Below are 25,633 nucleotides of genomic sequence, written 5' to 3' on the forward strand. Positions count from 1 at the left end.
ACTTTTAAAGTAAACGGGGAGTAGCTCAGCTTGGTAGAGCACTTGGTTTGGGACCAAGGGGTCGCAGGTTCAAATCCTGTCTTCCCGATATTGAATATTGCGGGTGTAGTTTAATGGTAAAACCTCAGCCTTCCAAGCTGATGTCGTGGGTTCGATTCCCATCACCCGCTCCATAATATTGAATGATCTTTGAAAACTAAACAAAACAACAGCGTCATAACGTCGGTTCTTCGGAACACGACAAAATGATTTTAAGTAACACAAGCTAGCAAATTTTGAGCAAAAGCTCAGACTCTTTATTGGAGAGTTTGATCCTGGCTCAGGACGAACGCTGGCGGCGTGCCTAATACATGCAAGTCGAGCGGACCTTTTAAAAGCTTGCTTTTGAAAGGTCAGCGGCGGACGGGTGAGTAACACGTGGGCAACCTGCCTGTAAGACTGGGATAACTTCGGGAAACCGGAGCTAATACCGGATAATATAAGGAACCTCCTGGTTCTTTATTGAAAGATGGTTTCGGCTATCACTTACAGATGGGCCCGCGGCGCATTAGCTAGTTGGTGAGGTAACGGCTCACCAAGGCGACGATGCGTAGCCGACCTGAGAGGGTGATCGGCCACACTGGGACTGAGACACGGCCCAGACTCCTACGGGAGGCAGCAGTAGGGAATCTTCCACAATGGACGAAAGTCTGATGGAGCAACGCCGCGTGAGCGATGAAGGCCTTCGGGTCGTAAAGCTCTGTTGTTAGGGAAGAACAAGTGCGAGAGTAACTGCTCGCACCTTGACGGTACCTAACCAGAAAGCCACGGCTAACTACGTGCCAGCAGCCGCGGTAATACGTAGGTGGCAAGCGTTGTCCGGAATTATTGGGCGTAAAGCGCGCGCAGGTGGTCCTTTAAGTCTGATGTGAAAGCCCACGGCTCAACCGTGGAGGGTCATTGGAAACTGGGGGACTTGAGTGCAGAAGAGGAAAGTGGAATTCCAAGTGTAGCGGTGAAATGCGTAGAGATTTGGAGGAACACCAGTGGCGAAGGCGACTTTCTGGTCTGTAACTGACACTGAGGCGCGAAAGCGTGGGGAGCAAACAGGATTAGATACCCTGGTAGTCCACGCCGTAAACGATGAGTGCTAAGTGTTAGAGGGTTTCCGCCCTTTAGTGCTGCAGCTAACGCATTAAGCACTCCGCCTGGGGAGTACGGTCGCAAGACTGAAACTCAAAGGAATTGACGGGGGCCCGCACAAGCGGTGGAGCATGTGGTTTAATTCGAAGCAACGCGAAGAACCTTACCAGGTCTTGACATCCTCTGACACTCCTAGAGATAGGACGTTCCCCTTCGGGGGACAGAGTGACAGGTGGTGCATGGTTGTCGTCAGCTCGTGTCGTGAGATGTTGGGTTAAGTCCCGCAACGAGCGCAACCCTTGATCTTAGTTGCCAGCATTCAGTTGGGCACTCTAAGGTGACTGCCGGTGACAAACCGGAGGAAGGTGGGGATGACGTCAAATCATCATGCCCCTTATGACCTGGGCTACACACGTGCTACAATGGACGGTACAAAGGGCAGCAAAACCGCGAGGTCGAGCCAATCCCATAAAACCGTTCTCAGTTCGGATTGCAGGCTGCAACTCGCCTGCATGAAGCCGGAATCGCTAGTAATCGCGGATCAGCATGCCGCGGTGAATACGTTCCCGGGCCTTGTACACACCGCCCGTCACACCACGAGAGTTTGTAACACCCGAAGTCGGTGGGGTAACCTTTTGGAGCCAGCCGCCTAAGGTGGGACAGATGATTGGGGTGAAGTCGTAACAAGGTAGCCGTATCGGAAGGTGCGGCTGGATCACCTCCTTTCTAAGGAATGTACGCTTGTTGTTTTGTTTAGTTTTGAGAGAGCATTCTCTCAATGTAGATAAATCTTCGGATTTATCCTTAGACAATTCTTACGAATTGTCCCAGTTGTTCCTTGAAAACTAGATAATGTAACTAATATCAAGATATTCACAGAATATCGTTCATCTTAGTAATTTTCTTTATAGATATCATCGCTGATATCGACACATGACCATATTGGTCAACGGTTAAGTTATTAAGGGCGCACGGTGGATGCCTTGGCACTAGGAGCCGATGAAGGACGGGACTAACACCGATATGCTTCGGGGAGCTGTAAGTAAGCTTTGATCCGGAGATTTCCGAATGGGGAAACCCACTGCTCGTAATGGAGCAGTATCCTTATCTGAATACATAGGGTATGGAAGGCAGACCCGGGGAACTGAAACATCTTAGTACCCGGAGGAAGAGAAAGCAAACGCGATTTCCTGAGTAGCGGCGAGCGAAACGGAATTAGCCCAAACCAAGAGGCTTGCCTCTTGGGGTTGTAGGACACTCAACATGGAGTTACAAAGGAACGGGGTAAATGAAGCGATCTGGAAAGGTCCGTCATAGAAGGTAAAAACCCTGTAGTTGAAACTTCGTTCCCTCCTGAGTGGATCCTGAGTACGGCGGGACACGAGAAATCCCGTCGGAAGCAGGGAGGACCATCTCCCAAGGCTAAATACTCCCTAGTGACCGATAGTGAACCAGTACCGTGAGGGAAAGGTGAAAAGCACCCCGGAAGGGGAGTGAAATAGATCCTGAAACCGTGTGCCTACAAGTAGTTAGAGCCCGTTAATGGGTGATAGCGTGCCTTTTGTAGAATGAACCGGCGAGTTACGATTACGTGCAAGGTTAAGTCGATGAGACGGAGCCGTAGCGAAAGCGAGTCTGAATAGGGCGCATGAGTACGTGGTCGTAGACCCGAAACCAGGTGATCTACCCATGTCCAGGGTGAAGTTCAGGTAACACTGAATGGAGGCCCGAACCGACTCACGTTGAAAAGTGAGCGGATGAGGTGTGGGTAGGGGTGAAATGCCAATCGAACCTGGAGATAGCTGGTTCTCTCCGAAATAGCTTTAGGGCTAGCCTCATGTGTTAGAGTCTTGGAGGTAGAGCACTGATTGGACTAGGGGTCCTCATCGGATTACCGAATTCAGTCAAACTCCGAATGCCAAAGACTTATCCATGGGAGTCAGACTGCGAGTGATAAGATCCGTAGTCAAGAGGGAAACAGCCCAGACCGCCAGCTAAGGTCCCCAAGTATACGTTAAGTGGAAAAGGATGTGGAGTTGCTTAGACAACCAGGATGTTGGCTTAGAAGCAGCCACCATTTAAAGAGTGCGTAATAGCTCACTGGTCGAGTGACTCTGCGCCGAAAATGTACCGGGGCTAAACGTATCACCGAAGCTGCGGACTGTTCTTACGAACAGTGGTAGGAGAGCGTTCTAAGGGCGTTGAAGCTAGACCGTAAGGACTGGTGGAGCGCTTAGAAGTGAGAATGCCGGTATGAGTAGCGAAAGAAGGGTGAGAATCCCTTCCACCGAATGCCTAAGGTTTCCTGAGGAAGGCTCGTCCGCTCAGGGTTAGTCGGGACCTAAGCCGAGGCCGAAAGGCGTAGGCGATGGATAACAGGTTGATATTCCTGTACCACCTCCACTCCGTTTGAGCAATGGGGGGACGCAGAAGGATAGGGTAAGCGCGCTGTTGGATATGCGCGTCTAAGCAGTAAGGCTGAGAAGTAGGCAAATCCGCTTCTCATTAAGGCTGAGCTGTGATAGCGAGGGAAATATAGTACCGAAGTTCCTGATTTCACACTGCCAAGAAAAGCCTCTAGCGAGGAGTATGGTGCCCGTACCGCAAACCGACACAGGTAGGCGAGGAGAGAATCCTAAGGTGAGCGAGAGAACTCTGGTTAAGGAACTCGGCAAAATGACCCCGTAACTTCGGGAGAAGGGGTGCTCTGTTAGGGTGTTAAAGCCCGAGAGAGCCGCAGTGAATAGGCCCAGGCGACTGTTTAGCAAAAACACAGGTCTCTGCGAAGCCGTAAGGCGAAGTATAGGGGCTGACGCCTGCCCGGTGCTGGAAGGTTAAGGGGAGAGGTTAGCGCAAGCGAAGCTTTGAACCGAAGCCCCAGTAAACGGCGGCCGTAACTATAACGGTCCTAAGGTAGCGAAATTCCTTGTCGGGTAAGTTCCGACCCGCACGAAAGGCGTAACGATCTGGGCACTGTCTCAACCAGAGACTCGGTGAAATTATAGTACCTGTGAAGATGCAGGTTACCCGCGACAGGACGGAAAGACCCCGTGGAGCTTTACTGTAGCCTGATATTGAATTTTGGTACAGCTTGTACAGGATAGGTAGGAGCCTGAGAAGCCGGAGCGCTAGCTTCGGTGGAGGCGTCGGTGGGATACTACCCTGGCTGTATTGAAATTCTAACCCGCAGCCCTTATCGGGCTGGGAGACAGTGTCAGGTGGGCAGTTTGACTGGGGCGGTCGCCTCCTAAAGAGTAACGGAGGCGCCCAAAGGTTCCCTCAGAATGGTTGGAAATCATTCGCAGAGTGTAAAGGCACAAGGGAGCTTGACTGCGAGACCTACAAGTCGAGCAGGGACGAAAGTCGGGCTTAGTGATCCGGTGGTTCCGCATGGAAGGGCCATCGCTCAACGGATAAAAGCTACCCCGGGGATAACAGGCTTATCTCCCCCAAGAGTCCACATCGACGGGGAGGTTTGGCACCTCGATGTCGGCTCATCGCATCCTGGGGCTGTAGTCGGTCCCAAGGGTTGGGCTGTTCGCCCATTAAAGCGGTACGCGAGCTGGGTTCAGAACGTCGTGAGACAGTTCGGTCCCTATCCGTCGTGGGCGCAGGAAATTTGAGAGGAGCTGTCCTTAGTACGAGAGGACCGGGATGGACGCACCGCTGGTGTACCAGTTGTCTTGCCAAAGGCATAGCTGGGTAGCTACGTGCGGACGGGATAAGTGCTGAAAGCATCTAAGCATGAAGCCCCCCTCAAGATGAGATTTCCTTTTGCTTCGGCAAGTAAGATCCCTGAAAGATGATCAGGTAGATAGGTTCGAGGTGGAAGCGTGGCGACACGTGCAGCTGACGAATACTAATCGATCGAGGACTTAACCCAATAAGTATCGAAATAAGTGAACGATATGAATACCTTGATATGAACACATTATCTAGTTTTGAAGGAACAAGAAAGTTGAAAAACTTCTTGATTTTTCCTACAAGTTATATTATAATAGTAATTGTCTGGTAATGATGGCGAAGAGGTCACACCCGTTCCCATACCGAACACGGAAGTTAAGCTCTTCAGCGCCGATGGTAGTTGGGGGATCTCCCCCTGTGAGAGTAGGACGTTGCCAGGCAAGTGCTTTTGTAAAATAGCATATATATTATTATCGCGGGGTGGAGCAGTCTGGTAGCTCGTCGGGCTCATAACCCGAAGGTCGCAGGTTCAAATCCTGTCCCCGCAACCAAATAAGGTCCCGTGGTGTAGCGGTTAACATGCCTGCCTGTCACGCAGGAGATCGCCGGTTCGATCCCGGTCGGGACCGCCATTTCTTTAAAATGCGAAACTAGGTTTCGTTATTTTTTTTGTCTTTTTTTAGAAAACAAAAAAGAATGAAGCCCCGTTTTGAGGCCCCATCCCATCTACATACAACCTACAATCAATTATAATTCGCTTTATGTGCTTCCAAGATCTCTTCAGAAGTAGCAGCAGTCCAGTCTTCAATAGATGCACCTTCATTTGCGTTCACGAAGGATTGCAGCATTTTATAGCTTTCGCTGTAGCCATATTGATTCGGTAACCCGTTTCTTCCGCCTTTGAAGATTTCTTGCGTCTTTTTATCGTCTTCTTTTTCAAGTTCCCCTTCAATTCTTGTCCAGAGGTCTTTGTTGTATTCTTCATCTACTGGTGCTACATCAATTTTAGGATAAACAAGTTTTTGGAACATGGTTCCTTTTCCTTCAATGACAAGGTTATCTAAAACGGTAAATGTTTCGCCGTTATAATGGTTATCAACCCAGTAGCTGTGGTGATATTTGTTTGCGACTCCTGCTTTTAGCAAGTTGTCTGTTGTATTACGATCAAAGAATACGACGATTTTGCCAACACCTGCAGTGACGAAAGTAGCCGGTGCATTGTTATCGGTTGGGAACACACATACAGTTGTTTTGCTTCCTTCAAGTGGCAGTTCGTTAGAAGACTTGGTTAATGCGTCTTTAACAGCAGCATTGATCTTTTTAGTATCCATTCTTTTCAGGTTATCTTGAACGGCAATTCTGTTCTTTGGTGGAGCAAGAGCATAGTCTGTATTTGTTTCGAACTCGCCGCCTTTGTAGCATCTATCTGCAACCTCATCAAGGATGCTTGAAGTGTACAGTGCAGTTGCTTCTTCGCCTTTTAGGCCTTCCTCATAGAATGCCTCGTACAACTGGTACACGTGGATTATCTCAAATTCTTGTCCATTTTCTTCGAAGGCGTATTCTAAGCCGATTGACTCTTCGGCATCTGCTTCCGTTCCTCCGTTGTTACAACCTGTTAATGCTACAGCCATGATGAGAAAAAAGAAAAAACTAGTAAAGCGCATTGTATTCCCTCCTGTAATAGTATTTGCCCCCTATATAGTATATATCGGCAACCAAGTTTAAATATTCTATAAATTATGACAAATTCCTTCTTTTTTATTATTTTTTTATGGAGGAAATTTTACCCATACAAAAAACCACCCCAATGAGGTGGCTGGTTTAAACTTGTCATCTAAACAAACAAGTATATTTAGACTAGTACTATTAATCCACTAGTTTAACAAGCATATGTGCGAGTTTGTGGCGTTCGTCTTTGTCGCCGACTTTCCATAATTCCTGAAGAAGTTTTTCTTCACTGTTTCTAGGATCTTCATGCTTTGCCAAGTAATCTGCAACTTTTTCTGCGGCCATAGCAAGCTGTTCTTCCCCAAGACCCACTTTCTTTCCTTTAGAGACTTTGTCACTTAAATAGCTCTTGAAGGTATCGAAGTCGGCCAGGATCTGTTCTTTTTTGCCAGGGTCCATATTTTCAACTTTACGTTCTACTCTGTCTTGAGTAGCTTCACGGTCTGTGTATGCCATTTCTTATATTCCTCCTCTAAAATTTAAGCGTTCTCTTGTCCATATCCTTTTTATGGGAAGGTTAAACCTTATCATGCTTTTCTTGGCAGAATTATTTTCTTTATGAAGGTGCTTTCGCTATAATAGTTGGTAGCAGTCGGAAGCAGAGGAGTGAAGAGCGTGTCCATTTCAGATGAATTTGCTTTTATTAAGGATATTCAACCAGATCGACTTTTTCATGCGGAGAAGGTTGTAGGGATCGGAGACGACGCAGCCATTATCGGAGTGGAAGAAGGCTTCGAGAAAATTGTATGTGTCGATACGATGGTGGAGGGTGTTCATTTTACACGTGAAACGATGAAGCCGTTTGATATCGGCTACAAGGCGTTGGCGGCTAATATCAGTGATGTGGCAGCAATGGGTGGATATCCTTTGTATTACCTTGTATCCATCACGATCCCAAAGAGCTGGACGCAGGAAGAACTGAAGTCTATCTATGATGGCATGAAGTCGCTTGGGGAGCAATATGAAATGGATCTAATTGGCGGTGACACGACTTCCGGCAAAACAATGGTACTGAGTGTATTTGTGATTGGGAAAGTGGAAAATAGCAAAAGGCTGCTTCGATCCAATGCGAGAGTTGGAGATGTCATGTTTGTCTCTGGAACCGTTGGGGATGCGGCAGGTGGTTTGGATATTCTTTTACATAATAAGAATGCCGATAAGTTTGAGACATTAGTGGAGAGCCACCAGCGGCCAAAACCCCAAGTTACATTGGGCAGAATTTTAAGCAAGTTTGAACGTGTTTCTCTAAACGATGTGAGTGACGGCTTGGCAAGTGAGCTTTTGGAGATTGCAGAGGCGAGCCAGGTAGATATTTTCATAAATAAGGAAACAATACCTATTAGTGAGGATTTACAGCGTTATGATGCGGATAATGCACTTAAGTGGGCTTTGACTGGTGGAGAGGACTTTGAATTGGTCGGTTCCATTCCTGAGACGGACTGGGCCAAGCTTGAGAAAGAGTGCCTGATAGCCGGAATGAAGATCACGAAAATAGGGACGGTCGCTAGTGGCGAAGGAAAAGCGTTCATAAAGTCATACAACGGCGCCGTGCAGGAATTGAAAAAAGAAGGATATAATCATTTTAATAGAGGTTAGGAGTAGGATGATATGTTGCAAGTGGAGCTTATGACACATTCGGCCGAGGAGACCATGGCAAAGTCCGAGGCGCTTGGCAAGTTGATGGAAGGCGGAGAGGTTCTGTTGTTAGAAGGGGATCTTGGTGCCGGGAAGACGACGTTTACGAAAGGTTTGGCAAAAGGACTTGAGGTTAAGAGGAACGTGAACAGTCCGACCTTTACCATCATCAAGGAGTATCAAGGCCGCCTTCCGCTTTATCACATGGATGTGTACCGCTTGGCTGACAGTGAAGAGGACCTGGGATTTGATGATTACTTTGAAGGTGAAGGTGTCACCGTTGTGGAGTGGGCCCATCTGATTGAAGAATTTTTACCAAGTGAACGGTTGGAAATCTATATCTATCACCATGGCGACAATGAACGTAAGATTGTTCTTACACCCAAAGGGGAAAGATATGAAGCTATATGTAAGGAGTTAATGGAATGACCAAAGTGTTAGCGATTGATACGTCCACCTATGTGTTGGGCGTTGCTTTAGTAGATGAGGATAAAGTGATCGGGGAACTGGTCACAAATGTGAAAAAGAACCATTCGTTGCGGGCAATGCCGGCAGTGGAGAAACTGATGCAGGATTGCGATGTTGCACCAACGGATCTAACGCGAATCGTGGTTGGAAAAGGCCCGGGTTCCTATACGGGAGTTAGAATCGGTGTAACGGTTGCGAAGACACTGGCGTGGTCATTGAACATTCCGCTTGTTGGCGTTTCAAGTTTGGAGCTTGTCGCAGCGAACGGCCGTTATTTTGACGGAAGTATTTGTGCTTTGCAGGATGCGCGACGTGGTCAGGTGTATACGGGGCTATATCGATTTAAAGAGGACGAGCTGGTGACAGAGATTGAGGACGTCAACATCTTAATGACAGACTGGCTGCAGGCGTTAAAAGACAGGCAGGAACCGGTTTTGTTCATCGGAAATGATGTGCACCTCCATAAGGAAACCATCATAGAGTACCTTGGGGAACTGGCGCATTTTGCACAGGTCAGCGAAAACAACCCAAGACCTAGCGAGCTTGCTTTTCTTGGCTTAAAAAGAGAGGCCGAGGATGCTCATTCCTTCGTGCCGAATTATACGAGGCTTGCGGAAGCAGAGGCGAAATGGCTGGAAAGTAAAGAAAAATAGGTGAGCGGAATGAATACATTGATTGATATAACAAAAATGACGGTTTACGATATTGAAGGAGTGCACCGGGTGGAGTTAAAGTCATTTGCTACACCTTGGACACAGGACGCCTTCTATTATGAACTGACCAACAATCCTTATGCTCATTACCTGGTAATGAAAGAGGAGAACCGAGTAATCGGTTATTGCGGGATTTGGATTGTGATGGGGGAAGCGCAGATTACAAACATTGCGGTTGATCCAGCTTGTCGCGGCCGAAAGCTTGGCGATCTTCTACTAGGAAAAGCAATGGAATATTGTAAAATGGTCGGAGCGACGGTGGTGTCGCTTGAGGTAAGGGTATCGAATGTAGTGGCACAGGGGCTCTATCGAAAATACGGATTCCAAAACGGAGGAATCCGGAAAAAATACTATGTGGATAATAATGAAGATGCACTAGTGATGTGGGTGAATATATGAAACCAAATGAAGCAAAAGACGAACTAATATTAGGAATTGAAACGAGCTGTGATGAGACGGCAGTGGCAATCATTAAAAATGGAAAAGAGATTGTGGCGAATATCGTTTCCTCCCAGATTGAAAGTCACCAGCGTTTTGGCGGGGTGGTCCCAGAAATTGCTTCACGTCATCATGTCGAGCAAATGACGGTGGTGCTCGAGGAAGCGCTAGAGCAGGGCGGCGTGACCATGGCGGACATCGATGCCATTGCTGTGACAGAAGGGCCGGGACTTGTTGGTGCACTGTTGATCGGTGTCAACTCCGCTAAGGCGCTTGCATTCGCTCATCAAAAACCACTCGTCGGCGTTCATCATATTGCCGGTCATATCTATGCCAACCAACTGGTGGCAGACCTGGACTTCCCGTTGCTTGCGCTCGTGGTATCAGGTGGGCACACAGAGCTTGTGTACATGAAAGAGCACGGTTCTTTTGAAGTAATCGGGGAAACGCGCGATGACGCGGTAGGAGAAGCCTACGACAAGGTGGCACGAACTCTTCAGTTACCTTACCCAGGTGGACCGCACATCGATCGTATGGCTGCTGAAGGGAATCCTTCTATCAAGCTGCCAAGAGCGTGGCTTGAGGAAGATTCCTATGATTTTAGCTTTTCAGGCTTGAAATCAGCAGTGATCAACACCTTGCACAACGCCAAGCAAAAAGGGGAAGAGATTGTGGCGGAGGACCTTGCTGCAAGCTTCCAGGAGAGCGTAATTGAAGTGCTTGTTGGAAAAACGATCCGCGCGATGAAGGAATATGGCGTGAATCAAGTGTTGCTTGCAGGCGGTGTAGCCGCAAACAGAGGATTGCGCGCGGCATTGCAGGAAGCTGTGGATAAGGAAGGGAAGAACCTAGTGATCCCACCGTTATCCTTATGCACGGACAATGCGGCGATGATCGCGACTGTGGGTAGTGTGATGTATCGATTAGGAAAGCGATCTGGAATGGATTTGAATGCGAATCCAGGATTGGATATTGAAAAGCCTTTTAACTGACTTTGTTCAGTTAGGAGGCTTTTTCTTTTGGATACGCTTGCTTTGTTGAGGGGAGGGGCTTGGGGGTGTATTCAGAGTTATCCACACACCTGTGGATTAAATGTGGATAGATACCCAAATATCCACTAAAATAAACCTCGGAAATGTGAATAATAAATGTGGATAACTTTGTGTATTTTTGTGGATAGTGTGGATATTTATCTTGATAACTTATAAAACAAGGGTGGATATGTGTATAAGACTGTGGGTAAGTGGTTCTAGTCGACAAGCTTCAGCAGGATACCTTTTTTGTTCGACAAAATGTGCGTTTGAGGGTGGGGAGGGGGTATGTTGGTAACTTTGGGTTTGGGTGGTGGGGTTGGTGTGGAGAAGTCTATTGGACTGGAGGAAGGCATTGGGGGTGGCTTCGGTCGTATAGGGGGCTTCTATAAGACGGAAGGGAAGCTTTGTGAGTGGCTTCGGTCGTATAGGGGGCTTCTATAAGACGGAAGGGAAGCTTTGTGAGTGGCTTCGGTCGTATAGAGGGGTTCTATTGGACGGAAGGGAAGCTTGATGAGTGGCTTCGGTCGTATAGGGGGGGTCTATTAGACTAAAGGGAAGCTTTGTGAGTGGCTTCGGTCGTATAGACCGCTTCTATAAGATTTTTTTAGTTCTAAGCTCTTTGCTTCGGGCAAATAGAATTCTTCAAAGTTACCTGACTTTTAATTGGGTGGCTGGTTTAACATTATCAACGCCCGAAACAAAAGTATTGATCTAAAAGGGTAACAGAGAAGCAGTCTCAGTGCCCGAAGTTGGATCGCTGAACAAAGAGTGGTAACAGAGAGGCGGTCTCAGTGCCCAAAGATGCTCCGCTGCGCCAAGAACGGTAACAGAGAAGCAGTCTCAGTGCCCGAAGTTGGATCGCTGAACAAAGAGTGGTAACAGAGAGGCGGTCTCAGTGCCCAAAGATGCTCCGCTGCTCCAAGAACGGTAACAGAGAGGCTGTCTCAGTGCCCGAAGTTGCATCGCTGCTCCAAGGACGGTAACAGAGAAGCGGTCTCGGTGCCCAAAGATGCACTGCTGAACCAAGAACGGTAACAGAGAAGCTGTCTCAGTGCCCGAAGTTGCATCGCTGCTCCAAGAAAGGTAACAGAGAAGCGGTCTCGGTGCCCAAAGATGCACTGCTGAACCAAGAACGGTAACAGAGAGGCCGTCTCAGAGCCCGAAGCAGCTCCTCAGAACCAAGAACGGTAACAGAGAGGCTGTCTCAGTGCCCGAAGATGTGCCGCTGCTCCAAGAAAGGTAACAGAGAAGCTGTCTCAGTGCCCGAAGATTTGCCGCAGAACCCAAAAAGGTAACAGAGATGCCAGCTCCCCACAGCCCCCCTAAATAAAATTTGTAAAAATTGTTAATAACCCCATTGACTTCTCCTCTCTTAACTTATATAGTTAGTTACATAACTAATGAACCAAATAACATAACAATAAATACACCAGTCAACCCAAAGTAGGTGAATTAAAATCATGGAAATCAATCTTAAGAGTGACATCCCCATTTTCCAGCAGGTGGCCGAACTAATCGAGAGCGGCATCTTAGAGGGCAGCATGCAGGAGGGAGAGCGGGTGCCGTCTACAAACGAATTTGCGAAGTATTATCAGATCAACCCAGCAACTGCAGCCAAGGGGATCAATCAGTTGGTTGATCAGGAAATTCTATTTAAGAAAAGGGGAGTAGGAATGTTTGTGGCAGAAGGGGCAAAGCAGATCATCCTGACAAAAAGAAAAGCGGCATTTTTTAAAGATTATATTGTTCCGTTAAAAAAGGAAGCTAGCAAGCTTGGAATCACAGAAGAGGAATTAGCGACATTGATCGGCAAGGGGGAAGAGCAATGAAGATAGAAGTAAAGAATGTATCCAAAATCTACGGAAACAAAAAAGCGGTGGATAACATGTCAATAACGCTTGAGGAAAACAAAATCTACGGTTTGCTTGGACGGAACGGTGCGGGTAAAACCACATTGATGCAGTTGCTTGCAGGTCACGCACTTCCTTCATCAGGAGAAATCCTCATTAACGGTCAGAACCCATTTAACAATAGGAACATCACCAAAGATATCTGCCTTGTAAATGAGAGCAACAACTTCATCAAACGCCTTAAAATCAAGGATATCTTAAAAGTGGCATCGCTTTTTTACCCGAACTGGTCATGGAACACAGCAAATGCATTACTTACCACTTTCAATCTAAATCCGACCCTCAAAACGAAAGGCTTGTCAAAAGGGATGGAATCTTCCCTAGGCATCATTATTGGCCTGGCGAGCAGAGCGAAAATCATGATCCTTGATGAACCGTATATCGGACTCGACGCAGCGGCCAGGTTTAAATTTTATGAAGTGCTCTTGGAAGAATACGAAGAGTTTCCGAGAACGATTATCTTATCCACACATCTGATTGATGAAGTGAGTAACCTGTTTGAAGAAGTGGTCCTAATGAGAAGTGGGGAACTGGTTTTCCACAAATCCTCAGAGGAGTTACTTGACTCAAGCATCACGGTGTCAGGGAAAAAAGAAGCGGTAGATCAGTTTGCACAAGGCAAGCGTGTGTTACATGAGTCCGTTTTGGCTGGTAGAAAAACAGCGACTTTGTACGGTGAAGGGCTTACGGTGGAAGCGGCGACCCAGCACAACTTGGATGCAGAACGGAGCTCCATTCAGCAACTGATGGTGTATATGACAGAAGAAGAGTTACAGGGAGGGAAGCAATATGCTTAAGGATATAAAAGCAGTTCTATATTACTTGGCTGTGGATATGCGGTTTTCATTTATGGTATTTTGGTCCATTCTCTTGCTCAGTTTGACCGCCATGTTTCTAATTGTCTTCTCTTTTGACACGACGATGGTTGTTTCCACAAGCATGGCCATCTATATATTCTGTGGGATTACGGGCTTTTTGACCACAAGGGAGACCTTCCCTTATTGCATTAAGTTTGGTGCGACAAGAAATCAATATTTGCTCAGTGTGCTAATCTATTGCAGCGTCGTGGCAGTGGTGTTTTCCACCATTCATGTAATCATTAAGAGCGTATTCGATGGGCTTGTAGGGATGGCAGCAAGCGGGAGTTTCCTCACTTACCATACGGTGGAAATGACGACATTAGCAAACACGTGGTATAACCAACTGTTTGTAGATCTGGTCATCTGTTTTCTTCTATTATCACTAGGCTTTTTACTTGGAACCATCTTTTACCGCCTTGGTTTAATTGGGGGATTTGGAACATTGGCGCTGCTTGCAATTGCTTTTCTCCTTCCCACTACAAGGGACTTCTTGTTGGATGCTTTGGTAGATATGGACGGGTGGAAGATGGGACTTAACTTCTTTATGCTGGTGGCTATAGCGCTATTTTCTTTCTTGCCGAATTGGGGAATGCTGAGGAAGGCTTCTACTTTGTCCAGTGCGACGAGATAGGGAATATAACAAAACCGCACAGTCCACTCTGTGCGGTTTTTGCTAGTTACGCTGCTTTTTCTTTTGGAAAAATAAATAGTAAATCCCAAGACCCAACCCTGCAAGGTTGATAGCCAGCATGACGAAATAATACGCCTCGATCGGGCCGGTAAAGATATAGTAAAAGTATCTGATGGTGTTAATAATAATGACCATTAATAAAACAATCGAGAAAAATCTATTCATCCATATCCCCCTACTATTTAAACAAGCTCTTCCCATTCTTCCATCAACGCAAGCAGCTTTTCCTGAAACGCTTCATTCGCTGTGTTCAGCTCCAGCACTTTTTCGTGATCCTGATAGACTTCAGGCAAGCAAAGCTCGCTTTCGTTATGATCGATTTTCTGCTCAAGCTCTTCCATCTCTTTTTCGATTTCTTCGACGCGGCGTTTGCGCTGACGTTCAAGGCGCTTTGCCTCTTTTTCCTGTTCGTAACTCATTTTTTCAGGGGCCTCAGTTGAAGCAGATGAAGTCACTTTAGAACCTTTAGTAGTCGCTGTCTCTGCTTCCAATCGCTCGAGTTCCAATGCCTCTTCCTTTTTCTCCACATAATAGTCGTAGTCGCCAAGGTACTCGGTTGCGCCGACCGTACTCAGCTCATACACCTTCGTCGCCAACCGGTTGATAAAATAACGGTCATGGGACACGAAGAGAATCGTGCCGGGATAATCAATCAAGGCATTTTCTAGGATTTCCTTGCTGTCCAAGTCCAAGTGGTTGGTAGGCTCATCGAGAATCAGCACGTTTGAGCGCTCCATCATAAGTTTGGAGAGGGCAAGTCGCGCCTTTTCGCCACCACTCAGCGTGGAAACTGGCTTCAGTACGTCATCCCCTGAAAATAGGAAGTTTCCAAGAACGGTCCGGATTTCTTTCTCCATTTTCTGAGGATATTCATCCCAAAGCTCCGCTAGAACGGTTTTGTTGGAGGTAAGATCTGCCTGCTGCTGATCGTAATAGCTGATCGACACATTGGCGCCAAAAGAAAAGGTACCTTCAAGCGGCTTTAATTTTCCGACGAGAGTCTTTAATAAGGTAGACTTCCCAATTCCGTTTGGCCCGACAAGTGCAACACTGTCGCCGCGGCTCATGGAAAAGTCGACATGGCGGAAGACGGGATGCGTATCATAGGAAACGGACAAATCTTTCGCTTTCAGAACGTCGTTGCCACTTTGGCGGTGGATATCGAACATGATGGAAGCAGATTTCTCATCGCCTTTAGGACGGTCCATCACGTCCATCTTCTCAAGCTGCCTGCGACGGCTTTGCGCACGCTTGGTCGTTGAAGCGCGGGCAAGGTTCTTTGCTACAAAATCTTGCAGCTTGGCAATCTCTCCTTGCTGCTTCTCAAACATTTTCATCTCGCGCTCATATTGCTCGGCTTTTTGTTCGAGATATTTGCTATAGTTTCCGATGAACTTTGCGGATTGCTTACGCGAAATCTCGTAAACAATGTTAACGACCTTGTCCAAGAAATAGCGGTCATGGGAAACAATCAGCAGGGCACCAGGGTAGCCTTGAAGGTAGTTTTCCAGCCAGGAAAGCGTGTCGATGTCCAAGTGGTTGGTCGGCTCATCGAGAATGAGGAGGTCCGGTTTGGTCAAAAGCAGTTTCGCCAAAGCTAATCTTGTCCTCTGTCCGCCACTTAACGTTTCAATAGGTGTTTGGTAATCGTACTCGGAAAAATGCAGTCCGTGCAGGACGGAGCGGATATCTGCTTCATATTGAAAGCCGCCTTTTTGCTTAAAGGCTTCTTGCACTTCGTCATATTCTTTGAGAATGCGAGCGTATTGCGATTCATCTTCAAAATAAGCGGGATCTCCCATCTTCGCTTCAAGGGTGCGCATTTGCGTTTCGAGTTCGCGGAGTCCGGCGAATACGGTCAGCATCTCGTCCCAGATTGAGCGCTCAGTCTGCAAGCCGGTGTCCTGTGCGAGATAGCCGATCGACACGCCTTTAGGTTTAATCAGGTCTCCTGAATCAAAGGATAGCTGATTGGATATGATTTTTAATAGAGTAGATTTCCCTGCCCCGTTGCGTCCTACAAGGGCAATTCTATCTTTGGATTGTACTTCTAGTTTTATATTCGATAAAATAAGGTCAGCGCCAAAGTATTTGGTCAACTGATTAACTTGTAAAATAATCATCATCTTCACCTCGAGTAATTCTAGATTAAGTGTATCTTTCTTTGGAGTTTACATCAAGATATTGGGTATTTGGTTTTGAGGGAGGGCTCGATTGGAATCGCCTGTAAATCGAGATTATCGCCCGTATTTTTTAATTTTCGCCCGATTAGTGGCAATTATCGCCCGTAAATCTGTAAAATCGCCCGATTCCACTCGGAAATCGCCCGTAAATCCAGATTTTCGCCCGATTCCGCGCAGGTGCCCAAAGGTAGGAAAAATAGTATAGACATAGAAATGTAATCGTTTTCGTTCCGTGGTAAAATAGAGGAGCAAACAGGTTCGACAAATGGGGGAGTACAATGAATAACGAACAAATAAAAATTCCACAGGCAACGGCAAAGCGCCTGCCGTTATATTATCGTTTCATCCAGAACTTGCATTCGTCTGGCAAGCAGCGCGTGTCATCTGCGGAGCTTAGTGAAGCGGTAAAGGTGGACAGCGCCACGATCCGCCGGGACTTCAGTTACTTTGGTGCGTTGGGGAAAAAGGGATATGGATATAATGTTCAATATTTGTTAACTTTTTTCAGGAAAACGCTCGACCAAGACGAATTGACATATGTTACTCTAATAGGTGTAGGTAATTTAGGAACCGCCTTCCTACATTATAATTTTATGAAAAACAATAATACGAAAATAGTGATGGCCTTTGATGTGGACGAGTCCAAGATCGGCTCGGAAATCGGAGGAGTCCCTGTTTATCATTTAGACGATATTGAAGAGCAAATGCCAGAGAATGTTACGGTAGCCATCTTGACGGTTCCGGCTCCGGTAGCACAGCCAATAGCGGATAGACTTGTAGAAAAGGGCGTAAAGGGCATACTGAACTTTACACCAGCACGTATCAATGTTCCGGAAGAGATACGCATCCATCACATTGATTTGGCGGTGGAACTGCAGTCATTGGTATATTTTCTCAAGCACTATCCAAGCGAGTAAAAAAGTTGTAAAATAAGAATATTTCGAGGAGGTGTCAAATATGGGTTCATTAGGAATGGGAAGCCTCTTACTTATTGTATTTGTAGCACTACTTATTTTCGGTCCAAGCAAGTTGCCTCAACTTGGTAAAGCAGCAGGGAACACGTTGCGCGAATTCAAAAACGCAACGAAAGGATTGGCCGATGACGACGACGCTAAAGAGAAAAAAGAAGAAACGAAGTAATGTAAGGATGAACATATATGCTAGATAGAGAAATGTCGGTGTATGACCATATAGGCGAGCTCCGAAAAAGAATCATCATCACAGCATCCTTCTTTTTCGTTTCGGCAATCGGCGGCTTCTTCTTGGCCGAACCGATCATTGTCTATTTACAGCAAACAGATGAAGCGAAAGAGCTGACGATGAACGCCTTTCGTATGACAGACCCCATCAAGATCTTTATGCAATTCGCCTTTTTGATTGCATTTATCATAACGTTTCCCGTCACGCTCTATCAGCTTTGGGCTTTCATCAGCCCAGGCTTATTAGAAAAAGAACGGAGAGTAACGTTAAGCTATATACCGATTTCCATTTTCCTGTTTTTAAGCGGACTAGCTTTCTCTTACTTCATTTTATTCCCGTTCGTCGTGGATTTCATGGGTAGACTTGCAGACCGGTTGGAAATAAACCAGGTAATCGGAATCAACGAATACTTTCAATTCTTGTTTCAACTGACCCTACCGTTTGGGTTACTGTTTCAAATGCCGGTAATTGTGATGTTCTTAACAAGACTAGGCCTCATTACCCCAAACTTTTTGGTGGAAATTCGTAAGTTCGCTTACTTTGCCCTGCTTGTGGTTGGTGGATTGATTACACCGCCAGAACTGATCTCGCATTTGATGGTAACCGTCCCTCTTTTCATTCTATATGAAATCAGCATTGTGATTTCTCGTGTTTCTTATCGAAAAGCACAGAAAGCGGCAGCGTTGATGGAGCAGGAAGAGAAGATGAATAATTAGATGACGCAGGCTCGTCCCTTTTTTGAGAAGGGGGCGGGCTTGTTTTTGGTTTGGTGTTAAAACGCTGCTGGTCTCCGTTCCAGGCGCTTCGCTTGCCTGCGGGCGGTCCGTGAGCCTCCTCACTCCGTTGCGGGGTCTCACCTGTCCCTTCCTCCCGCGGGCGTCTGCGCGCCTTCCACTCCGACCAACAAGATGACTTCATTTTCTAGGGGGAAAGGTATTTAAAACCATTCCAAGAAAGACCAACCTCCTAATTACCCAAAAGCCCTTCTAGAAAAATTTAAAAAAGACCCGCACCATAAACAGGTACGAGCCTTCTCTCACTTTTTCTTCTGTTGTATCTCTTTAATCTTTTGATGCAGCAAGTAAGACCGAATGGCGACGCCGAAATCAAAAGTGGCAATGAGCATCAGCAAAATGGTGTGCCAGTGCCAGATGGTATCCTTCACAGAAACAATCGCCAGGTACAAGAACAAGCTGCCCATGATCGCATAGAAGAAAACCATTCGTAATGGTGTTATTTTCATGTGCAAATCCTCCAGGTAAGTTCAGCTCTAACGGAGAGCTGTTTAAAAGAACGAAATGAAATTCGGTACGTTCTGTTGCATTTCTTCCATTTGACGCATCATTTCTTCGATATCATCGCGGAACACATATTGTACGATGACAACAAACGAGTTCATGGCAACGTGGGCGATGATCGGAACGATAATGCGGTTAGTTTTTACATATAGGAAAGCGAAAATGCCTCCCATGACAAAGTATATGAGCAGATGCTTGAAATCTTGATGGACCACGGCAAAAAGTAACGAACTCACTGTCAGCGCAATGGCGAAGTTAAACTTCTTATAGATGGAACCGAAAATGATCTTCCGGAAAATAATCTCCTCTAATATCGGTCCAGCGACAGCGACGGCAAAGATCATGACTGGGAATGCGGAGACAAACCCCATGATTTGCTGGGTGTTCTCAGATCCGGGCTGAATGCCGAAAAGCTGCATTTGAATCTGTGCTGCCACAGCCTGCCCAATCAGTGCAAGCGGAAAGCCGACAACCGACCATAGTACTGTTTTTGGGATGGAAGCCGTTTGGCCTCGGAAGTCCCCTTTGGTCCATTCGTTGCGAAGTATCCAAGCAACAATGGCCAATCCAATCGTAAAACTGATGAATGCCCAGACGCCGATGAGATATGGCTCTCTGGTGGCACGCTCCATGCCTTCCCCGACGCCAAGCCAGATTAACAGCGGGTATCCAAGCAATCCGGACAGTTGCATCAGGACATATGTAATAATGACTAACCAATAGTTTTTTGTCATAATAAGCTCCTCTTTTTCAAGGCTATTTTCGTAATAGTTGTTGTTTTATCGTATGGATAAAGTGCTCGTTATACTAAATACTGTCGTGCTCTTTTCTTCTCAAATCAGAAAAGATTACACAGAAAAATAGAATAGATAAGCGGTAAAAAGTCCAATTGCCGACTTTTTACTAGAGTATATCAACTACCTTTGTGAAAAGAGCCTTATGCATTATTCACTTTTCGTATTGTACCATATAATCTATATGTCCTTGTAACGATAAGGTTTCCCTGAATGGGCCGATTTTACGAAAACAATCTCAATTCGACACGTTTAAACAGGAAAGCACATGAGGATAATGAAAAGGGTTGCAAGTCGAAAATTTTTTAGATAAAGATACTTGCAAAACAGAAGCAGATTCATTATTATAATAATTGTGTTAGCACTCAAGTGTTAAGAGTGCTAATAAAAAATAAACCATTACATATGAAACCAAGGAGGTTGTTTTCATGTTAAAGCCATTAGGCGATCGCATTGTAATTGAACTTGTTCAATCAGAGGAAAAAACGGCAAGTGGTATCGTATTACCGGACTCTGCGAAAGAAAAACCTCAAGAAGGTAAAGTAGTAGCAGTAGGAACTGGCCGCGTACTAGAAAGCGGAGAGCGTGTAGCACCTGAAGTAGCAGAAGGCGACAGCGTCATCTTCTCTAAATACGCAGGAACTGAAGTGAAATTCGAAGGAAGAGAACTTCTAATCCTTAAAGAAACAGACGTACTTGCAGTAGTAAGCAAATAATTTGATCAATAAGCGGAGGCTAACCGAACCAGCCCCGCATCTTATAAAATTTTAAACGTGTTGATTGTAGCGGAAGGTGTGAGACTCCGGCGGGAGATAGCGGTAGCTTGAGACCCCACAGCGCAGCGAGGAGGCTCAAGCACACGCCCCGCGGAAAGCGAACACCTGCAGCGAAAATCAACCGAGCAACAACCAAAATTCATCTAATTTCCTAAGGAGGTCTATCTATCATGGCAAAAGAGATTAAGTTCAGTGAAGAAGCCCGTCGCTCCATGCTTCGCGGTGTAGACAAACTAGCTGATGCAGTGAAAGTAACATTAGGACCAAAAGGACGTAACGTAGTACTTGAAAAGAAATTCGGTTCTCCACTAATCACAAATGATGGTGTAACAATCGCGAAAGAAATCGAACTTGAAGATGCATTCGAAAACATGGGTGCGAAACTTGTAGCTGAAGTTGCAAGCAAAACAAACGACGTTGCTGGTGACGGTACAACAACTGCAACAGTTCTTGCGCAAGCAATGATCCGCGAAGGATTAAAGAACGTAACAGCTGGTGCAAACCCAATGGGTATTCGTAAAGGTATCGAAAAAGCGGTTGCGGTTGCAATCGAAGAATTAAAAACAATCTCCAAGCCAATCGAAGGTAAAGCTTCCATCGCACAAGTTGCAGCAATCTCTGCAGCAGACGAAGAAGTTGGCCAACTGATTGCAGAAGCGATGGAACGCGTTGGTAACGACGGCGTTATCACTTTAGAAGAATCCAAAGGCTTCACAACTGAGCTTGAAGTAGTAGAAGGTATGCAATTCGACCGTGGATATGCATCTCCATACATGGTAACAGACTCTGATAAAATGGAAGCAGTTCTTGAAAACCCTTATGTGTTAATCACAGATAAGAAAATCACGAACATCCAAGAAATCCTTCCAGTTCTTGAGCAAGTAGTACAACAAGGCAAGCCATTGTTACTGATTGCAGAAGACGTAGAAGGCGAAGCGTTGGCTACATTAGTAGTGAACAAATTACGTGGAACATTCAATGCAGTAGCGGTGAAAGCTCCTGGATTCGGTGACCGTCGTAAAGCAATGCTTCAAGACATCGCAGTACTAACTGGCGGAGAAGTGATCACAGAAGAACTAGGTCTTGACCTAAAAACTGCGAACATCAGCCAATTAGGACGCGCTGACAAAATCGTTGTAACAAAAGAAAACACGACAGTTGTAAACGGACACGGCAACACAGAAGAGATCCAAGCTCGCGTTGGCCAAATCCGTGCACAATTAGAAGATACAACTTCTGAATTTGACCGCGAAAAATTACAAGAGCGCCTAGCTAAAATCGCTGGCGGCGTAGCTGTAATCAAAGTTGGAGCGGCAACAGAAACAGAACTTAAAGAGCGCAAACTTCGCATTGAAGATGCTCTTAACTCCACACGTGCTGCTGTAGAAGAAGGAATCGTAGCCGGTGGTGGTACTGCTCTTGTAAACATCTACAACCAAGTGGCAGCAATCCAAGCGGAAGGCGACGAAGCAACAGGTATTAAAATCGTTCTTCGCGCAATCGAAGAGCCTGTACGCCAAATCGCGCACAACGCTGGTCTAGAAGGATCTGTCATCGTAGAACGCCTGAAAAAAGAAGAAATCGGCATCGGATTCAACGCAGCAACTGGCGAGTGGGTTAACATGCTTGAAGTTGGAATCGTAGATCCTACGAAAGTAACTCGCTATGCACTTCAAAACGCAGCAAGCGTATCTGCGATGTTCCTAACTACTGAAGCAGTAGTAGCAGACATCCCAGAAGAAAACGCTGGCGGCGGAATGCCTGACATGGGCGGCATGGGTGGAATGGGCGGAATGATGTAATAATACCCCCAAACCCTTTGAGGCTCTAATGTTTCCGCAACAGAGTCACTTGAAATTTAACATTCGTTTAACGGAGGCCCTGCATAAGTTCACTAAACTTATTAGCGGTCTCTTTTTTCTTGGGTTTGGTAACATGTAGGTAGATGTTTTTAGTTGTATCACATTTTGAATGACCCAAGCGATCCATAATATCGATTAACTCAACTCCCAATTCTGCTAATAGAGATGTATGAGTGTGACGAAGGGAGTGTGGAGTAAGTTGAAGATTTAGATCAATCATTTTTAAAAGCCGTTCCATTCTGTTTTCAACTTTTTTTGGGTATGTGGGATAACCGGCATATTCCTTGCTTTCCTCTGCAAACACAAAACCTTTGTCATAATAACTATTTCCGTGACGCAACTTAATTTTATTCTGAAGTACTTTGTGTTTGCTTAGCACGTCTAAAGTATAATCATCCACTACAATAGTCCGTCTTGCTTTCTTTGTTTTAGGTGGGCCTAATTTATACTTTTTGATGTTGTTTGTATCATTCTTATAGGTTTTATTTATTCTTATAGTACCTTTCTGGAAATCAATATCTTTCCATTTTAATGCACATAATTCTCCATTACGGATACCAGTATAGCTGAGAGTTACAAAAGCTGTGTGATCAAATCCTATACCCTTCTTTTCGGCAGTTGCTAAGAACAAAGCAAGCTCTTCTTTCTCAAGATATTTGAAAGTTTCCTTTTCTTTTTCTAATTCCTCTACTGTTTTTTGTATTACAGGTACGTAGGAATCTACAGATGGATCTTTTTTTATAAAGCCATTTTTAAATGCCTTTTTAAATATCATACGTCCAGTAACATGAATACTTTTCAAGGTGTTTTCAGCATAACCACGCTCTTTCAAGCCATCTAAAGAGGACTGAAATTGTTTTTCTGTAATTTTTTTTAATTTAATTTTAGCAAGAAAATCTAAAAGCCTATTGATATCCTTTTCTCTTATTCTTACAGTACCAGGAGATACTTTTCCAGTGGCTTCATACTCTAAAATAAACTGTTTGGAGTAATCTTCAAAGGTAATATCAGTTTCTATGATATAACTACCCTGGTGAATCTCATTTAAAAATTTTACTAATGCATCTTCGGCCTCTTTTTTGGTTTTGAAGGTAAACTTTCCTCTTTGTCTCCTTTTCCCTGTCTTTGGATGATTTCCAATATCGACTAGGTAGCCCCAATTTCCTTTACACCTGCATTTCTTTTTCTTATCTTTAGGGCATTTGCATTTTGGTTTATAGACTTTTCCTTTCAATTGTTTGCCTCCTGTTTTTATTTATTTTCTAATTTTACCTAATTCTTACTATCATTGATTGATTTTAAAACATGCTCAGGTATCGCTCAAATTTTTGACATGGGAATTTTTTTGAGAATTAAAATTCAATTTTCACTACCTATTTTTTTTACTATCTTGAGCATTATTGTTTATTATAGAAAAAGTATGTTGGGATGGATATCATAAGCGATAATCCATACTAGTAATTGAAGTATAATTTAAATGTGTAGCAAAGTAGTCCAAAAGAACATTAATAAGTTACAGGAAAAAAATTTTAACTAAAAGTTTATCCCTTGCAATAGCCTGGGAGCAATTCATGGTGTAACCTAGTTAATGAGGAAGTAAAAAGGTAAAAGAAGATAAACAGTTTGTAAAGAGGCAAATCATTCATTTTTATGACTTTCTTTTATTCTTCGATACTTTAGATAACAAGTATTTAAATGCTGCCAGAAGCACTGGAGCAGAGGCCTGTAACCAGGTTCTGTTCTGGTGCTTTTTTAGTAAGATTTATGTAAGTGAAGAGCATTTAAATAAATTTTGAAAATTATTAGGGGGAGATAAAGTGACCAGAGAGGAATTACCAGCTATTTTAACTGCTCAAAATATCGCTGACTATCTTAAAATATCTCGTAGAAGAGTATATGAACTTTTTCAGATAAGCGAAGAAGCTGGAGGAATTAAATGTTTTGAAATTGGTCTAACGAAGCGAGTAGAAGTAGAGGATTTTTTTGCTTGGTTAGATAGATTGAAAAAGGTGAAACAACAAAAGTATAAATAGGAGTAGTCAGAAGCTTATGAATGAGGGAGAAATTTTTTCTCCTTCAATTAAATCTGCTGTTACTATTGTGAAGGCTATATCATAAAATCTGATATTACTAATAAGAAAGGAAGATTGTTTTGGTGAAGATCAACAAAGTTCCTCTTAAAAAAGATTATGTACAAATACCCAACTCTACTGCTCTTGCTGTAGAAAAAAACATTTCACTGCAAGCGTTAGGTTTAATTGTTAACTTATGGAGTTATAACGTAGAGAAATGGGACCTACATAAAACCGAAGTATATAAAAGGTTTGAAAAAAACAAAAAAACTAGTGTTTCTAACGCGTGGGATGAACTGGTTGAAGCAAATTTCATTATCGAATTTAAGTATCGTAAAGGGAGAGTCTGGGAATATGAGTACTATTACCGTATTCAGCCGTTCTCTGAAGAGGAGAAAAAAGATTTGTTAGAAGAAAGCGCCCGCCACCTCAAAGTGCCTTCGACTTCTGATTTTCAAGAGCTCAAAATGAGTAGTACAAAAGGAACAGTTCAAAAACAGCAGATAATAAATAATAGACCTATTGAAGAATTAAATAACGAAAAACAAATTAAAGACAAATTAGACCTTAATCTTAACCCAGAAGAAAAAGAAGGAAAGGGAAATTTGTTTTCAAATGTTTTGCAAAATCTAAAAATACCGGATGGAGTAAAAAGACTGTTATACGATTACAACATTCAAGGTTATGGTGATGATAAAGTTATAGCTAATTATCGTTCATTTGATGTTTTTGAATTGGAAATCTTCTATAATACAAGCTCTTATGTTAAAGAGAACGTGAAATCTGACGATTTATTTTTTATCAATCAACACGAATTTACTCAAATAGTACAATCTATCCTTAAAAAAGGGCCAGAAAAAATAGATACTACTTTTGGTATTCTTAGAGACTACACATTAAGGAAACTTAGTTATAAAGAAGAAAACTTTAAATATAATAACGTAGCAGATAATAACTTTTCAGAACCTAACACTGGTCAGCCTCCGTGGTTTAGTTTATTACCTTGAACACCATACCCATTAACTCTATAAATTGAATACTAGATGGTATTGTTTGAAGTACTCTTTATACTCCTTTATAGTATGTAGAGCAAATAATCACAATGATTAACACTATTATTCTATACAGGTAAATGTTACCATTATTAAAGGGGTGTTTAATC

23 protein-coding genes, 4 tRNA genes and 3 rRNA genes are annotated in these 25,633 nt (G+C 44.4%); 23 read left to right on the top strand and 7 right to left on the bottom strand.

Translation table 11 applies throughout. The features are described 5' to 3' along the window. The first annotated feature begins 14 nt into the window (after positions 1-14). From B4U37_RS01545 to B4U37_RS01575, 7 genes are all read left to right on the top strand, one after another. Positions 15-88, top strand: a tRNA-Pro gene (locus B4U37_RS01545). 11 nt (positions 89-99) lie between these two features. Continuing rightward, positions 100-173, top strand: a tRNA-Gly gene (locus tag B4U37_RS01550). Positions 174-296: 123 nt separating this feature from the next. Then, positions 297-1,848 (top strand): 16S ribosomal RNA (locus B4U37_RS01555). Positions 1,849-2,073: 225 nt separating this feature from the next. Beyond that, positions 2,074-5,005 (top strand): 23S ribosomal RNA (locus B4U37_RS01560). A gap of 124 nt (positions 5,006-5,129) precedes the next feature. Further along, positions 5,130-5,246, top strand: a 5S ribosomal RNA gene (rrf, locus tag B4U37_RS01565). Together the 16S, 23S and 5S rRNA genes with 4 tRNA genes alongside form the textbook arrangement of a ribosomal RNA operon. A gap of 34 nt (positions 5,247-5,280) precedes the next feature. Then, positions 5,281-5,357, top strand: a tRNA-Met gene (locus B4U37_RS01570). 5 nt (positions 5,358-5,362) lie between these two features. Continuing rightward, a tRNA-Asp gene (locus B4U37_RS01575) sits at positions 5,363-5,438 on the top strand. A 111-nt stretch (positions 5,439-5,549) separates the two neighbouring features. On the opposite strand, the gene B4U37_RS01580 is transcribed toward B4U37_RS01575, so the two are convergent. Both B4U37_RS01580 and B4U37_RS01585 read right to left on the bottom strand, forming a co-directional pair. Then, complete coding sequence (locus tag B4U37_RS01580) at positions 5,550-6,473, bottom strand: DUF2268 domain-containing putative Zn-dependent protease (RefSeq protein WP_088016781.1); 924 nt, start codon at positions 6,471-6,473, stop codon at positions 5,550-5,552. Between the two features lie 202 nt (positions 6,474-6,675). Continuing rightward, on the bottom strand, positions 6,676-6,936 hold the full coding sequence (locus B4U37_RS01585) for a DUF3243 domain-containing protein (RefSeq protein ID WP_392396781.1): 261 nt from the start codon (positions 6,934-6,936) through the stop codon (positions 6,676-6,678). Positions 6,937-7,152: 216 nt separating this feature from the next. On the opposite strand from B4U37_RS01585, the gene thiL reads away from it, so the two are divergent. The 9 genes from thiL to B4U37_RS01625 all read left to right on the top strand — a co-directional run bounded on the left by thiL (position 7,153) and on the right by B4U37_RS01625 (position 14,226). Further along, complete coding sequence (thiL, locus tag B4U37_RS01590; RefSeq protein ID WP_088016782.1) at positions 7,153-8,133, top strand: thiamine-phosphate kinase; 981 nt, start codon at positions 7,153-7,155, stop codon at positions 8,131-8,133. A gap of 12 nt (positions 8,134-8,145) precedes the next feature. Next, positions 8,146-8,601 (top strand): tRNA (adenosine(37)-N6)-threonylcarbamoyltransferase complex ATPase subunit type 1 TsaE, encoded by a 456-nt coding sequence (gene tsaE, locus B4U37_RS01595; RefSeq protein WP_088016783.1) that lies wholly within the window; start codon positions 8,146-8,148, stop codon positions 8,599-8,601. Next, positions 8,598-9,293, top strand: a complete 696-nt coding sequence (gene tsaB, locus B4U37_RS01600) for a tRNA (adenosine(37)-N6)-threonylcarbamoyltransferase complex dimerization subunit type 1 TsaB (protein ID WP_088016784.1) — start codon at positions 8,598-8,600, stop codon at positions 9,291-9,293. Before tsaE ends, tsaB begins: the two co-directional genes overlap by 4 nt. A gap of 9 nt (positions 9,294-9,302) precedes the next feature. After that, complete coding sequence (gene rimI / locus B4U37_RS01605) at positions 9,303-9,752, top strand: ribosomal protein S18-alanine N-acetyltransferase (RefSeq protein WP_010191767.1); 450 nt, start codon at positions 9,303-9,305, stop codon at positions 9,750-9,752. Then, positions 9,749-10,783, top strand: coding sequence for a tRNA (adenosine(37)-N6)-threonylcarbamoyltransferase complex transferase subunit TsaD (gene tsaD, locus B4U37_RS01610; protein ID WP_088016785.1), 1,035 nt, complete (start codon positions 9,749-9,751; stop codon positions 10,781-10,783). The genes rimI and tsaD overlap by 4 nt, the downstream gene beginning before the upstream one ends. A gap of 327 nt (positions 10,784-11,110) precedes the next feature. Beyond that, positions 11,111-11,266, top strand: coding sequence for a hypothetical protein (locus B4U37_RS21740; protein ID WP_157663676.1), 156 nt, complete (start codon positions 11,111-11,113; stop codon positions 11,264-11,266). Between the two features lie 1,019 nt (positions 11,267-12,285). Then, a complete protein-coding gene (locus B4U37_RS01615; RefSeq protein ID WP_088016786.1) occupies positions 12,286-12,654 on the top strand; it encodes a GntR family transcriptional regulator in 369 nt (122 codons plus the stop codon). Then, positions 12,651-13,532 (top strand): ABC transporter ATP-binding protein, encoded by an 882-nt coding sequence (locus tag B4U37_RS01620; protein WP_088016787.1) that lies wholly within the window; start codon positions 12,651-12,653, stop codon positions 13,530-13,532. Before B4U37_RS01615 ends, B4U37_RS01620 begins: the two co-directional genes overlap by 4 nt. Then, positions 13,525-14,226, top strand: coding sequence for a hypothetical protein (locus B4U37_RS01625; RefSeq protein WP_088016788.1), 702 nt, complete (start codon positions 13,525-13,527; stop codon positions 14,224-14,226). Before B4U37_RS01620 ends, B4U37_RS01625 begins: the two co-directional genes overlap by 8 nt. Positions 14,227-14,268: 42 nt before the next feature. Here B4U37_RS01625 and B4U37_RS01630 read toward each other — a convergent pair whose 3' ends face one another. Beyond that, a complete protein-coding gene (locus B4U37_RS01630) occupies positions 14,269-14,451 on the bottom strand; it encodes a hypothetical protein (protein ID WP_010191762.1) in 183 nt (60 codons plus the stop codon). Between the two features lie 17 nt (positions 14,452-14,468). After that, a complete protein-coding gene (locus B4U37_RS01635; RefSeq protein ID WP_088016789.1) occupies positions 14,469-16,409 on the bottom strand; it encodes an ABC-F family ATP-binding cassette domain-containing protein in 1,941 nt (646 codons plus the stop codon). 338 nt (positions 16,410-16,747) lie between these two features. Between B4U37_RS01635 and B4U37_RS01640 the strand changes: the two genes are divergently transcribed. Genes B4U37_RS01640 through tatC form a run of 3 tightly spaced genes read left to right on the top strand, consistent with a single transcriptional unit; the run spans position 16,748 to position 18,385 of the window. After that, positions 16,748-17,386: a redox-sensing transcriptional repressor Rex gene (locus B4U37_RS01640; protein ID WP_088016790.1), complete on the top strand. Its 639-nt coding sequence runs from the start codon at positions 16,748-16,750 to the stop codon at positions 17,384-17,386. Between the two features lie 40 nt (positions 17,387-17,426). Then, entirely contained in the window at positions 17,427-17,609 is a 183-nt protein-coding gene (locus B4U37_RS01645; RefSeq protein WP_088016791.1) for a twin-arginine translocase TatA/TatE family subunit, read from the top strand. A 17-nt stretch (positions 17,610-17,626) separates the two neighbouring features. Beyond that, positions 17,627-18,385, top strand: coding sequence for a twin-arginine translocase subunit TatC (gene tatC / locus B4U37_RS01650; protein ID WP_088016792.1), 759 nt, complete (start codon positions 17,627-17,629; stop codon positions 18,383-18,385). A gap of 320 nt (positions 18,386-18,705) precedes the next feature. On the opposite strand, the gene B4U37_RS01660 is transcribed toward tatC, so the two are convergent. Further along, the gene (locus tag B4U37_RS01660) at positions 18,706-18,912 is read right to left on the bottom strand and encodes a YdiK family protein (RefSeq protein ID WP_088016794.1); all 207 of its coding nucleotides are present in this window, start codon (positions 18,910-18,912) and stop codon (positions 18,706-18,708) included. 42 nt (positions 18,913-18,954) lie between these two features. Then, the gene (locus tag B4U37_RS01665; protein WP_088016795.1) at positions 18,955-19,701 is read right to left on the bottom strand and encodes a CPBP family intramembrane glutamic endopeptidase; all 747 of its coding nucleotides are present in this window, start codon (positions 19,699-19,701) and stop codon (positions 18,955-18,957) included. Positions 19,702-20,189: 488 nt separating this feature from the next. Between B4U37_RS01665 and groES the strand changes: the two genes are divergently transcribed. Together groES and groL are read left to right on the top strand one after the other, a co-directional pair. Continuing rightward, complete coding sequence (groES, locus tag B4U37_RS01670; RefSeq protein ID WP_088016796.1) at positions 20,190-20,477, top strand: co-chaperone GroES; 288 nt, start codon at positions 20,190-20,192, stop codon at positions 20,475-20,477. Positions 20,478-20,707: 230 nt separating this feature from the next. Then, positions 20,708-22,339, top strand: a complete 1,632-nt coding sequence (gene groL, locus B4U37_RS01675) for a chaperonin GroEL (protein WP_088016797.1) — start codon at positions 20,708-20,710, stop codon at positions 22,337-22,339. 67 nt (positions 22,340-22,406) lie between these two features. On the opposite strand, the gene B4U37_RS01680 is transcribed toward groL, so the two are convergent. Further along, positions 22,407-23,633 (bottom strand): site-specific integrase, encoded by a 1,227-nt coding sequence (locus B4U37_RS01680; RefSeq protein ID WP_088016798.1) that lies wholly within the window; start codon positions 23,631-23,633, stop codon positions 22,407-22,409. Positions 23,634-24,216: 583 nt separating this feature from the next. On the opposite strand from B4U37_RS01680, the gene B4U37_RS01685 reads away from it, so the two are divergent. Further along, a complete protein-coding gene (locus tag B4U37_RS01685) occupies positions 24,217-24,432 on the top strand; it encodes a helix-turn-helix domain-containing protein (protein ID WP_088016799.1) in 216 nt (71 codons plus the stop codon). 122 nt (positions 24,433-24,554) lie between these two features. Further along, positions 24,555-25,478: a hypothetical protein gene (locus B4U37_RS01690; protein WP_088016800.1), complete on the top strand. Its 924-nt coding sequence runs from the start codon at positions 24,555-24,557 to the stop codon at positions 25,476-25,478. Positions 25,479-25,633: the final 155 nt, after the last annotated feature.

Source organism: Sutcliffiella horikoshii (genome assembly GCF_002157855.1).
Taxonomy (GTDB): domain Bacteria; phylum Bacillota; class Bacilli; order Bacillales; family Bacillaceae_I; genus Sutcliffiella_A; species Sutcliffiella_A horikoshii_C.

What these genes read in the sequence shown, in the direction of transcription:
- rimI (WP_010191767.1), top strand. Translation starts at nt 9,303, where the DNA reads ATGAATACATTGATTGATATAACAAAAATGACGGTTTACGATATTGAA.
- B4U37_RS01640 (WP_088016790.1), top strand. Translation starts at nt 16,748, where the DNA reads ATGAATAACGAACAAATAAAAATTCCACAGGCAACGGCAAAGCGCCTG.
- B4U37_RS01625 (WP_088016788.1), top strand. Translation starts at nt 13,525, where the DNA reads ATGCTTAAGGATATAAAAGCAGTTCTATATTACTTGGCTGTGGATATG.
- B4U37_RS01665 (WP_088016795.1), bottom strand. Translation starts at nt 19,701, where the DNA reads ATGACAAAAAACTATTGGTTAGTCATTATTACATATGTCCTGATGCAA.
- tsaB (WP_088016784.1), top strand. Translation starts at nt 8,598, where the DNA reads ATGACCAAAGTGTTAGCGATTGATACGTCCACCTATGTGTTGGGCGTT.
- B4U37_RS01645 (WP_088016791.1), top strand. Translation starts at nt 17,427, where the DNA reads ATGGGTTCATTAGGAATGGGAAGCCTCTTACTTATTGTATTTGTAGCA.
- B4U37_RS01615 (WP_088016786.1), top strand. Translation starts at nt 12,286, where the DNA reads ATGGAAATCAATCTTAAGAGTGACATCCCCATTTTCCAGCAGGTGGCC.
- B4U37_RS01585 (WP_392396781.1), bottom strand. Translation starts at nt 6,936, where the DNA reads ATGGACCCTGGCAAAAAAGAACAGATCCTGGCCGACTTCGATACCTTC.
- B4U37_RS21740 (WP_157663676.1), top strand. Translation starts at nt 11,111, where the DNA reads ATGTTGGTAACTTTGGGTTTGGGTGGTGGGGTTGGTGTGGAGAAGTCT.
- B4U37_RS01620 (WP_088016787.1), top strand. Translation starts at nt 12,651, where the DNA reads ATGAAGATAGAAGTAAAGAATGTATCCAAAATCTACGGAAACAAAAAA.
- B4U37_RS01630 (WP_010191762.1), bottom strand. Translation starts at nt 14,451, where the DNA reads ATGAATAGATTTTTCTCGATTGTTTTATTAATGGTCATTATTATTAAC.
- tatC (WP_088016792.1), top strand. Translation starts at nt 17,627, where the DNA reads ATGCTAGATAGAGAAATGTCGGTGTATGACCATATAGGCGAGCTCCGA.
- groL (WP_088016797.1), top strand. Translation starts at nt 20,708, where the DNA reads ATGGCAAAAGAGATTAAGTTCAGTGAAGAAGCCCGTCGCTCCATGCTT.
- tsaD (WP_088016785.1), top strand. Translation starts at nt 9,749, where the DNA reads ATGAAACCAAATGAAGCAAAAGACGAACTAATATTAGGAATTGAAACG.
- groES (WP_088016796.1), top strand. Translation starts at nt 20,190, where the DNA reads ATGTTAAAGCCATTAGGCGATCGCATTGTAATTGAACTTGTTCAATCA.
- B4U37_RS01635 (WP_088016789.1), bottom strand. Translation starts at nt 16,409, where the DNA reads ATGATTATTTTACAAGTTAATCAGTTGACCAAATACTTTGGCGCTGAC.
- B4U37_RS01580 (WP_088016781.1), bottom strand. Translation starts at nt 6,473, where the DNA reads ATGCGCTTTACTAGTTTTTTCTTTTTTCTCATCATGGCTGTAGCATTA.
- tsaE (WP_088016783.1), top strand. Translation starts at nt 8,146, where the DNA reads ATGTTGCAAGTGGAGCTTATGACACATTCGGCCGAGGAGACCATGGCA.
- B4U37_RS01660 (WP_088016794.1), bottom strand. Translation starts at nt 18,912, where the DNA reads ATGAAAATAACACCATTACGAATGGTTTTCTTCTATGCGATCATGGGC.